Raw genomic sequence first — 10826 nt, 5'->3', positions numbered from 1 at the left:
CGTCTGCACAGCGGACCACAACTGCTCGTCGATGATGGCTTCATGCTGGCCGAGATGGATCAGGGTCTTGTGGCGGATCAAGCCGCGATAGACCGGGTTGGTCAGCAGATAATGCAGTTGGCCGTTTGAGAACGGCGCGATGGGTGATCCAAGCCCGATTGCCGCCCCTACCATATGGTCGGACTTGCGCGGGCTGAGGCCCTGCTCGACCGCAGCGATCCTCGTTGCTCCCAGACTGCCCGCGCGCAAATAGAGGGCAAACAATCTACGCACCGTAATGGCCTCGGCTGGATTGATCTCCAGCACACGGGCTTTGAGAGGGTCACTGGGTGGATCATATCCCAGTGGCAGCGTGCCGCCCATCCAAAGCCCTTTGCGCTTAGAGGCAGCGATCTTGTCGCGAATGCGCTCTGCGGTGACCTCACGTTCGAATTGCGCAAACGACAGCAGTACATTGAGCGTCAAACGACCCATAGAGGTTGAGGTATTGAACGCCTGCGTGACCGAGACGAACGAGCAGCTGCGACGATCCAACTGTTCGACCAGACGCGCGAAGTCGGCAAGCGAGCGGGTGAGCCGGTCAATCTTATAGACGACGATCATACCGATGCGCCCCGCGTCGACCTCGGCCAGCAGGCGCTGCACGGCCGGGCGCTCCATGGTACCGCCAGATAAACCGCCGTCATCAAACCGCTCAGGAAGTAATTTCCAGCCCTCATGGCGCTGACTGGCGACATAGGCGGCGCATGCTTCATATTGCGCATCAAGCGAGTTGAAGCCCTGCTCCAAGCCCTCCTCAGTCGATTTGCGGGTGTAGATCGCGCAGCGCACGGTAAGGCTTCGGCTGAGGGGAGCAGCGGTGTTCATGCTTTTGCTCCCAAGCTGCGTTGCGCAGCGGGGGATTTACATATCTCAGTCCGTTTATTCACATTATTCACGCCAAAGAACCTTGGCCCCGACCAGTGCGCGCCCGTGATTTCCTTGGCAATGGCGGAGAGTGAGGCAAAGGATTTGCCGTTCCACAAATAGCCCGCAGCGATGCGTTCAACAACATGGGTGACGCCGTTCCATTCCCGCAAGAACCGCGCCCCGGCAACCATTTTCGGAGCTACCACACGCACTTTGCCCGTGCCGATCCTCTCCAACCGGTCCATATCCGCCTTGGTCAAGCCACCACCTGATCGCTGCTGCACTTCAAAAGCCAAGAACGCGTGCAGCAATGCTTGACTCATGCCGCGAGGTGCCGGGCTGCCCATGATAGCGGACCACAAGGTAACAAGCCCATCCCGGTCCAGTTGTGCGACCGTGGCCGCGGTGTGCACGGCCAGTTTCGCTAAGTCCCTGTTTTGACGCTCCGTACTCAACCGCATTGTGAAACTTTCTCCCGCTGGATGACACCACAAGCAAATGTGGCTTGCGAGATCAGCACCGCTTGCTTCAAAGCGGAAGTCGACGGGAAAAGCCGTGATGCTCGGAGTGTTCGGGCGCTATTCGCAGAGGGTGCGGGACGTGGCGCAAAGGACTGCGCGTTACGTGTGCGAATTGGTCGGGAGTTTGGCAAATGCGTCGATCTAGACGGGCATTTAACGGTCCATTGAAAGGGTGCCACAACGCTCGCCGCTCCTATCTTTGTGCCGATGAATCGTTTGGCGGTGTTCCGCCACCTCTGGGAGTTGAGTGCCCACCCGACCGCCCTGTAATATTGGCGTTGCAAAAAACGCCCTTGCAGACGCGACCAACAGCCACCAAGCGGGGACGCGCGAAAGTATGAAGATCGTATGCTGATCCCCGCGGAGCAGGTTGCAGACTGTTTGGGAAATGTCGGCTATCAGTGCTAGCATCTGCCAGAAGCTGACTTTTGAGAGGGCCAAGATCCAATGGAACGGAAACTTGCAGCAATTCTTGTGGCGGATATTGTCGGCTATTCTGCTCAAATGGAGCAAGACGAGACAGGCACCTTCACCCGTGTTACGGCGCGGCGTAAAAAGATTTTCGAACCCGAGATCTCCCGTCATCAGGGTCGGATTTTCAAGTTGGTAGGTGACGGGCTATTGGCCGAGTTTTCGAGTGCGGTGCAAGCTGTCGAATGCGCAATCGCCTTGCAAAATGGTTTACGAGAACTCAATAGGAACGTGCCCTCAGACAAGATCATTGTTGCTCGCATTGGGATAAACCTGGGTGAGGTCATTATCGATGGTGACGATCGGCTGGGAGACAGGGTGAATATTGCCGCGCGGTTGGAACAGCTTGCTGAACCTGGCGGTATCTGCGTATCGGAAAAGGTTGCTCGCGAGGTGGAGCGCAAGCTGGCTTTCGGTTTTGAATCGATGGGCGAACGGCGGATCAAGAATATTGCCGAACCGATTCATGTGTACCGGGTCAGTGCCGATGCGACGAAAGGCCCACGACACAGGATCGTGCCGAGCAAAACGCGACGTCGCATAAACTGGCTTTTCGTGAGTCTGTCGGTGGTAGCCCTGTTCGCCGCAGGCACATATATCCAGTTGACCGGGCAACATCCGCGATCAGGCCCACCAGTGCTGGCAGTTCTGCCGTTTGACAACATGAGCGGCGATGCCTCGCAAGACTATCTCGGTCCGGGAGTGTCTGAGGATATATGACCATGCTTTCCACTTCACCGCTGTTGCGGGTCATGTCCAAATCATCCAGTTTTTCCGTTTCGCCCAATTCAGACCCAAGACGAGTCGCACAAACCTTGAATGCAGATTATGTCTTAGAAGGAAGCCTCAGGCGGCAGGGCGATACATTCATCATCTCAGCACAGTTGGTGGGCGGGCGCGACGGGAGAAATGTCTGGCAACGCGCATGGAACAGAGCGGTTCAGACCTGGTCACTATGCAAGAGGCGATAGCGCACAAAACATACGCCTCGTTGGCCGGGATCCGCGGCGAAGTTGCAAACATGGAGCAAGATTTGACGTGGAGCAAATCGTCTCCATCGCTGGGGGAATATGATTACCATCTGCGCGGCGCGTCAGAATTCTTAAAATGGACAGACGATTCGAAATACAACGCCCGAAAAATCTGGACGGAGGGGTCTGAAAAGTTTCCCGACTCAGCGTTGCTGAAAATCGAACTTGCAGCCTTGTATAACAATCGTGCTGTAGAAGGTTTGACGAACGACCCATGGCAAGACATCCAGTTGGCAATGACTCTCTTGCAAAAAGCCGAAGCAATACCCACCAGGTCTCGTATGGAAGAGTGGCTCTGGCACTATATCAAGGCGCTGGTACTGGTGTCGGCGACGGGCGACTTCTCAGCATCGGTGCGTGAAGCAGAGCAGGCTCATGCTCTCGTTCCCTATGATCCGCTGTCCAGCGTTGATCTTGCATTGGTGACGGCGAACGCGGGTAGAACCGAAACCGCCGTCGAATGGGCTGAATATGCGGTCACAAATGAAGCAGTGGTGCCAGATTGGTATCGGGGCAATCTGGCCTGGGCATATCTGATGGCTGGCCGATCACAAGATGCCGTACGCACCTACGATGGCCTAGAGTATTACTGCGTGCCCTGCAAAGCCGTGGCACTCGTGCGGACGGGCAAGCTCGACGAGGCGCAGGCAGAAATCGCTCACCACAAAGTAATCTATCGAAACTGGAGTATTGATGATGTCAGACTCTTCCCATCTGGCCGCCACGAGTTTCTTCTTGATCGACTGATGGGGCCCTATCTTGAAGACCTTCGAACGGCAGGATTAGATTAATTATCGCTGCTGTTTCCCGTCTGTTTATGAGTCGTGACACGATGCCGCGTCCGAGTTTTGTTGCAAATTTAGGCACCTAGGCGCTCCTAACCGTAGCTGCCACGGGTCTCCCAAGAGTGATGGTAACCGTTCTGACTTTGCTGCCAAATACCAAACGACATGACAGCTTTCTGAAGCCGCCGGATCTCAGCTGTGCAACCGAAATGTGCGGTAAGCTGCCTGGCCGCAGTGCAGCGTGGCGGCCGCGGTAACTTTGCCGGAGCAGCCGTTCAGACAGACCGCAGCGAGATCACAGTCGGTTCAGCTTGGTGGGCGGAGAGAAGCCGATGCTGGTGCGGCGCGGCAAATGCAGCAATTCCGAAAGAACCGACAGCTTGCGTCGGTCGGGACTAGGTGTTTGCCTCATCGGCCAAGAAGGCGGAAAGCCGACTGAAGGGATTTGCTTGCGGAGCATCCCTATAAACCCGCGGGGCAGCTCGCTACATCCTGAAAGCACTAAAAGTGGACCTAGTCCGTGCCATGCGTCCAAACCGCTCGCAACCTGACCCCTCATTTGGCTCGCACCACATGGAAACGGGCAACTCCGTCATTAGCCAGTTGCGCAACCAGCTTCAGTTCCCACGCAATATAGCCTTCCATCTTTTCGCGCGCGTTGTCTGTCCCCTCATAGGGGCGCTTGTAGGCGTCGAACGGCTGGGAAAGGTGGCGGCTTTCAATCTCCACTGGCAAACCCGCCGCGCGCCAGGCGTCGGTGCCCCCCTGCAACAGCAGGACGGGTCTGGTTGTTGCCCGTTGCGCGACGGCAAGGTTTGCCGCAGCGACAGCCCCGTCGGGCGAGGTGAGAACGATTGGACCATCGCCTGCCGTATCCCGCACATCGCGGGCCAGTTCGGGACCAGAGGCGAACCATGCCCCCGGCACATGGCCACGGCCATAGGTCGCAGCACGGGCAAGGTCGATCACGGTCGCATCGGGCAGCTCCGCCAGTTCCGCAGGCGTGACGAAAGGGCCTTGTGGCAAGGCCACTTGCGCAGCTTTTGGGTGCAAGAAATCACTGGGCAGGTCGGCACTTTGCTCCAGCACATGCACATCCCAACCCATCTGTAGCAACCAGCTTGCGGCCATCCGAGCCCTTACCGCATCATCGTCATAAAGGACGACGCGCGCGCCGCGCACGCCCAGCCATTCATCGGTTGCCTGCACTAGCTGCCCGCCGGGTGCCGAGACAAAGCCCGCCGGATGGCCCGCCGCATATTCTGCGGGGTCACGCACATCCAGCGTATAAAGCGTCCGATGATCTTCTGCGTCGGCGCGGAAGCGAGCCAGAGTTTCGCCGTTGATCACCGGGACACCCACATGGCTCGCCCAAGCGGCGGCGTTGGCACGGGCGCGGACCAGATCGTCGTTTTCCTCGGCAAATTTGCGCTGCGTCACAAGGGACGAATAGTCGATCAGGAAATCCAGATCGGTGCCTTCAAAAAAGATATCCTTGGCGTCGAACTGCTGACGGGCGATGTCTACCCCCGGTGACCACATGGACCATGCGTCTACCTTGCCCTGCCCAAATGCGGGGGCGGCGTCCGGCGGGTTCAGATAGACGAATTCAACGGCATCGCGCGGCACACCGTTCTTTTCCAGCGCGGCCACCACGAGGAATTCGCCCAGACCCGAACGGTTCACGGCGACCCGTTTGCCCACCAGATCCTTGACGCTGTTGATGCCGCTGTCCTTCTTGACGATGATCGCGGTAGAACGCGGCGCGTAGATCAGAAATTGGGTGAACACCAAGGGCGACCCGGCCAAGATCGCGGCAAGCGCCGGGGTGGTCGATCCCCAGAACCCGAAATCGGCGCTACCGCCCACCACGGCCTGCAACGACGGCGCGTGGTTTGGGAACGGGCCGACCCATTCCACCTTGATGTCCTGCGCGGCCAGATTCTTTTCAAACTCGCCGCGTTGCTTGGCAATCTGGGTGATGCTGCCCTTGCCCCAACCCAACGCGAACGGTGTCGGTAGTGCGGCCAAGGGCGACGCCGGGCAACAGGCTGGCCGCGCCAAGGGCGGCACCAGATTGCAGCAGGCGGCGGCGATTCAGTTATTCGGTTCGGTTCAAGCGGCGCGGCTGTCGCTTTCGACGCCGAGTTCCCTCAGCAATTTTCCTCTCAACGCGGTGGCATTAATGCCGTCGGTCAGATAGCTGGCCGCGATCTCGCCCCCGCGCATCACCAGAATGCGGTCGGCGATGGCCACGGCTTCGTCCACGTCATGTGTCACCAGCAGAACGCCGGGGCGGTGACGGGCCACCAGTTCGCGGATCAGGGCCTGCATCTTGATGCGGGTCAGCGCATCCAGTGCGGCAAAGGGTTCATCCAACAGCAACAGCCGTGGTTCACGCACGAGCGCACGAGCCAGCGCCACCCTCTGTGCCTGTCCGCCCGACAGGTTGCGAGGCCAGTCCTCCTCGCGTCCCGCAAGCCCCACCTCTTGCAGTGCCGCCTCGGCCTTGGCCCGGCCCACGGCGGTTTCCATGCCCAAGGCCACGTTCCGCCACAGCGGCGCCCAAGGCAGCAGGCGATGTTCCTGAAACACCACGGCAGGCTGGGTCGGGCCGTCGATATGCCCGCCGTCCACAGGATCAAGGCCCGCCAACGCGCGCAGCAGTGTGGTCTTGCCACAACCGCTTTCGCCCAATAGGGCCACGAACTCGCCCTTGCGAATAGTCAGATCCAGCCCGTCGATCACCACCCGTTCGCCATAGCGGCGGCGCAGATTGCTAACGGTCACGGCAACGTCAGGCGCACTCATTTGCGGCCCCCTTTCGCGTAATTTGGATGCCAGGCCAACAGACTGCGTTCCAGATACCGGGCAAGACTGTCGGCCCCACACCGATCGCGGCATATATCAGGATGGTCAAAATGATTACGTTAGTCTGCAGAAACTCGCGTGCGTCCATGGCCAGAAACCCGATGCCGCGCGTGGTCGCAATGGTTTCGGCAATCACAGGCGCCAGCCAGGCCGTTGCCAGCGAATAGCGAACCCCAGTCAGGATGGATGGCATCGCCCCCGGCAGAATGATCCGCCGAACCGTTTCCAGCCGCGACAGGCCGGTAACACGCGCCAGTTCCAGCAATTTCGGATCGACTTGCCGGATGCTAAGCACGGTATTGATGTAGATTGGGAACAGCACGGCCAGCGACACTAGAAAAATCTTGCCGCTTTCATCGACGCCGAACCATACGATTACCAAGGGTAACAGCGCTAGAGACGGGATCGCCCGGATCATCTGAATGGACCGGTCCAGCAGCGCCTCGGCCACACGGGAGAAACCGACAAGGACTCCAAGTATGAACCCGATGGTTCCGCCGATGGCAAATCCAGCCACCGCACGAAGAAGGCTTGCGCCAAGGTGCTTGGGCAATTCGCCCGATGAGATCAGGTTCCACGCCGTACGGGCGACCGAGCTGGGCGCGGGCAGAACCTGCGCTGTGATCAGGCCAGCGCGGCTCGCCGCCTCCCAGATCAACAAGATGCCGACCGGAGCAAGCCATGACAGCGCCAAAAGCTGCAGCTCGCGGTTTGCGACGCGACGTGGTGCGGGATCTGCGGGTTCACGAAGCAACCGCCGATCCGTCAAATCCATTGTCATCAAGCCCCTATTCCGCCGTTCATCCCGGCTTTCAGGGGTTGAGTGGCTATATCACGATTAACGTGGTCCATTCCAAAGAACAGCAATCGAAGGGAAGATTTTTCTGCGTTGATCGGCACAAACAGATTGAAGCGTGCTTCGCAGTCCCTGTCGCGAGCCAAGTCGAACGTGGTCTGTGATCAAGGGGGCCACCCGAAGCTGCAGATTGCCGCCAGATTTTCGCGGCGACGCCAGTCGGGCGGCGACTATTGCGAACGCCGCCCCGCAGCATGGGTGAGTGCAGATCGACCGCTAAGAGCGGGTCGGCAGGGAACCCGCATAGCGAACCTTTAAGCTGTTCACCAGCACGATAATGGCTGCGCAAACCTTTGCCATATGTCCTGTTACCCTTCTTTCCTTGTTATTTCGGTATGGCGGATCCGCCGATGGATGGATCACTGAAAACCAAGAAGTCGTTGCCGCGCTACGCGGCAAGCAAAGTCGCACAGCAGCGTATGAAGTTATGGAGGGGGAGCCCGGGTCCGCTTCCTGTGCTGAAGCAAAACGCATAGGAACGGTCCGATCGGCCTGCATTGCCTGCGAAAGAGGCTTGGATTTGCTGCACGCGCCGTCGAATGACCGCTTTTGGGTATGCCGTCGGACAGCATCCGCGCGGCGCGATCGGCAGCTATGGGCCGATCGCGTCTGACCAGTCACAGTCGGCGCATCGGGCGGAGGTAGATGTTCGCTGCTGCAAGGATGACCGGTCGGCTTATAGCCGATCCCGGACTGAGAGCTTCTGGATCAACTTTGAGCACATGTTGAGCGTCGGCCGCGCGCCTAGGGATCGGTGGCAAACCCTACTCCATAACATGCGCTCATCGCCAACATGGCGCGGTGATGAAGATAAAGCAGCCACCAGAGTGCGGACAGCGCCATTCATTCTCGGCTTATGACGTTCAATGGCGGCCGGAAACTCCCCCACTTTTGGTTACAACAGATGGCGCAAGCAATAAGCCGCAAGGCTTGGCAGCCCTGTTGGATGCCGCACTTTGCGCACTAGGCATTACTGCTTCGTCGCACCCGTTGAAACAGCGAGCTAGTTTGTTGTTGTCACATGGCATACTGGTCGAGTGAGTGCGGTTCATGCGATAAGTGTCGCTTGGTTCAGAGAGCAATCATTTATGGTCATACAATACTGGTTGCAGGCCATTTTAGCCGCGACGATTGTGCTTGTCATGCTTGCCGCCGTCCCAAGACGCTGGACTGTTTGGGTGATGGTTCTGGTGGTGGTTTCGCCCGTCGGTATTTATGTCGCGGTAGTTGTGTGGGAGGCCATCACGCAGCCGGGTGCAGAAAATGTGCTTGCAAATGCGATGTTGGGATTTTCGCTGTTAAGTGCGATATTGATCATCCCTTGGGCCATTGCCTGTGTTGTTTTGTTCGCGGTTGGGCTGGGGCTTCGTCGGTTGTTCCGGGGGCGAGAGGTCGAGCCTGCCGAGCCGGTGGTTTTGCGCCAAGCGAGCGTTGCGCCGCCGCAAGTGGCCACCCTGCCTGTCGCAACCAAGTTTTCGACCCTGGCGGACGACGGATCGCGCGATGCGATTGAATGGCGGCACGCCCACATCGGTTTTGCAAACGACGGTCTGAAGATCGGCGGGCAAGACGTCTGGGGGCAAAAGTGGCGAGAGGTCGGTGCCGCGCCGTTGCGGCTTCCGCATCCTTCATATCCTTTGCAGATGCACCTTCATTCGATCTACGAAATCGGCTCCGGCCCGTCTGCCACCCGATTTGCTGCCAGCGAAGTGTCGAATGGCGTCTGGAGCTTCTATGTCTCGACCCGCTATGTAACTGAAACTTGGGCACTTTCTGCCGATGGATCGCTGCGCTTTGAACAGCGCGCGGGCGAGATGGTCAACGGACGTCTGGACGCGTTGGGAACTTGCGCCGTGTTGGTGGATGCTGTGACGAATAAAGTGTTGCTCGATTGCGGTGCGTGGTTGGCGAGCGAGATCACCAACACCGCCGACGGGAGCCTGTTGCTGCGGCTGCGTGATAAAGACGGTGAGACTTTGCTGCGCATCTTTCCAACAAGCCGGACATTTCGTGATCAGGGGATGAACGGACCAGCTCTGCCGCTGGCCGATCTTGCGGCGACGGTCGAGCGTGCGCGCTACGCGGCCGCGCATCAGACCGAACCGACCTATCGCCGCTTGTCGCCCGATGGGTCGATCAGGATTGATCTTGTGGCTACTGAATGGGGCAATTCCCAGTGGGTTTATTCCCCCGTGTGACGGACATTACCAGTGGCCGGGTGGTGCTTGATCTGTGGAACACGGACTGGGATGTGACGGTCAACTATCCTGCGAACCGTCGCCTTAGCCTCGATTTTCGCCGCTACCATTTCAGCGGCAATCTGACGATCGAGCTTGATCTGGACACTGACCGATACCGCATTATCCGGGAGCCGGGTGGTGACAACCTGCCCTCCGGTCCGCTGCAAGAGGCTGCTGCAGCGATGGAGGAATCTGGTCGGCGCACCGCCAAATTCGCGGTGGCCCGTCCGGTGTTCAACGACAGGCCCAATCCCTTTGCCGCATGGCGGCCGGCGCTGGTGATCCTGCTCGGTGCGCTGGCGCTGATTGCTGCGGCGACCTTTTTGTCGTTGCACTTTTCAGACGATCACGCCAACAAACCGCAACTGTTGCGACAGATACCCAAGCTTGATCTGTCAACACTGCGGCAGTAATTTGTTGGGGGATAAGGGCTTCGCCATAAAGCGAAAGTGCAAATAAAAACGGCGCAGGCCCTATAGAGTGACCTGCGCCGCGCTTGGTTGATGCAGAGGCTACCGGTAATGGCAGCATAGCTTCATAAAAGGATCGCTAAAAGTCTCGGTCGTAAAAAGGTCTTACGCAATATGTCTGGCACCGGGCAGTAAAACCTGCCCGGCATAATTCTTAGGACGCGCTGGCTTGGCGTACCGGCTCGCTGTGTGCGGCGGCGGCAGCCATCATCACGTCCGCGACTGTGCCGTAGGCCATGGTCCAGACCCGGCGATGTTCCAGCGTGAACCGATGGGCGAAGAACAGCGACAGGGTTTCAATCAGCGCTTTGCCGACCGTGGCATAATGCTCGTCGCGCACACCGTAGCCGACATGCTTTACAGCCAGCGTTTGCAAGGCAGGCACGACGGTATCCAGGCGACGAAGTGATGTCACGACGAAGGAGAGTGCCGCCATCAGCTTGCGGCCCTGATCCTTCATGTCTGCGCTGGCAAACATGACGCGCAGCGACGGGTCGTTCACAAACAGACGCTCGTAAAACAACTCGGCGGCGTCGTCGCGGACAGCGGCAACTTCGCGGAAGCTTTCTTCCAGCATGACGATTTCGGCTTCCTGCATTTCATCTCTCCAGCTTGTGTGTCTGGAGCCTTTATTAGATGCCCAATGTTTCTGGACTAGTTCGTTGACCCCGG

10 protein-coding genes are annotated in these 10826 nt (G+C 58.5%); 4 read left to right on the top strand and 6 right to left on the bottom strand.

Annotated features, from left to right (window positions below):
* Both JWS10_RS10255 and JWS10_RS10250 read right to left on the bottom strand, forming a co-directional pair.
* Nucleotides 1–867 (bottom strand): recombinase family protein (locus JWS10_RS10255; protein ID WP_299507007.1); only part of this gene is annotated, 867 nt, incomplete at its 3' end.
* A complete protein-coding gene (locus JWS10_RS10250; protein ID WP_299507006.1) occupies nucleotides 864–1370 on the bottom strand; it encodes a DUF2924 domain-containing protein in 507 nt (168 codons plus the stop codon). The genes JWS10_RS10250 and JWS10_RS10255, both read right to left, overlap by 4 nt.
* Nucleotides 1371–1877: 507 nt before the next feature.
* On the opposite strand from JWS10_RS10250, the gene JWS10_RS10245 reads away from it, so the two are divergent.
* Nucleotides 1878–2621, top strand: coding sequence for an adenylate/guanylate cyclase domain-containing protein (locus JWS10_RS10245; RefSeq protein ID WP_299507004.1), 744 nt, complete (start codon nucleotides 1878–1880; stop codon nucleotides 2619–2621).
* A 205-nt stretch (nucleotides 2622–2826) separates the two neighbouring features.
* On the top strand, nucleotides 2827–3723 hold the full coding sequence (locus tag JWS10_RS10240; RefSeq protein WP_299507002.1) for a hypothetical protein: 897 nt from the start codon (nucleotides 2827–2829) through the stop codon (nucleotides 3721–3723).
* Between the two features lie 549 nt (nucleotides 3724–4272).
* On the opposite strand, the gene JWS10_RS10235 is transcribed toward JWS10_RS10240, so the two are convergent.
* The 3 genes from JWS10_RS10235 to JWS10_RS10225 all read right to left on the bottom strand — a co-directional run bounded on the left by JWS10_RS10235 (nucleotide 4273) and on the right by JWS10_RS10225 (nucleotide 7363).
* Complete coding sequence (locus JWS10_RS10235) at nucleotides 4273–5748, bottom strand: ABC transporter substrate-binding protein (RefSeq protein ID WP_299507000.1); 1476 nt, start codon at nucleotides 5746–5748, stop codon at nucleotides 4273–4275.
* A gap of 84 nt (nucleotides 5749–5832) precedes the next feature.
* The gene (locus JWS10_RS10230; protein WP_299506998.1) at nucleotides 5833–6528 is read right to left on the bottom strand and encodes an ABC transporter ATP-binding protein; all 696 of its coding nucleotides are present in this window, start codon (nucleotides 6526–6528) and stop codon (nucleotides 5833–5835) included.
* On the bottom strand, nucleotides 6515–7363 hold the full coding sequence (locus tag JWS10_RS10225; RefSeq protein WP_299506996.1) for an ABC transporter permease subunit: 849 nt from the start codon (nucleotides 7361–7363) through the stop codon (nucleotides 6515–6517). The genes JWS10_RS10230 and JWS10_RS10225 overlap by 14 nt, the downstream gene beginning before the upstream one ends.
* Nucleotides 7364–8532: 1169 nt before the next feature.
* Between JWS10_RS10225 and JWS10_RS10220 the strand changes: the two genes are divergently transcribed.
* Both JWS10_RS10220 and JWS10_RS10215 read left to right on the top strand, forming a co-directional pair.
* A complete protein-coding gene (locus JWS10_RS10220) occupies nucleotides 8533–9642 on the top strand; it encodes a hypothetical protein (protein WP_299506994.1) in 1110 nt (369 codons plus the stop codon).
* Nucleotides 9621–10097 (top strand): hypothetical protein, encoded by a 477-nt coding sequence (locus tag JWS10_RS10215; protein ID WP_299506992.1) that lies wholly within the window; start codon nucleotides 9621–9623, stop codon nucleotides 10095–10097. Before JWS10_RS10220 ends, JWS10_RS10215 begins: the two co-directional genes overlap by 22 nt.
* Before the next feature lie 211 nt (nucleotides 10098–10308).
* Here the strand turns inward: JWS10_RS10215 and JWS10_RS10210 are convergent, their stop codons facing one another.
* Nucleotides 10309–10752 carry a globin family protein gene (locus JWS10_RS10210; RefSeq protein ID WP_299506990.1) on the bottom strand — a complete coding sequence of 148 codons (444 nt, stop codon included), beginning with the start codon at nucleotides 10750–10752 and terminating at the stop codon, nucleotides 10309–10311.
* Nucleotides 10753–10826: the final 74 nt, after the last annotated feature.

This window comes from Cypionkella sp., from assembly GCF_028290025.1.
Classification (GTDB): Bacteria; Pseudomonadota; Alphaproteobacteria; order Rhodobacterales; family Rhodobacteraceae; genus Cypionkella.
This window is presented reverse-complemented; position numbering and strand designations above follow the sequence as displayed.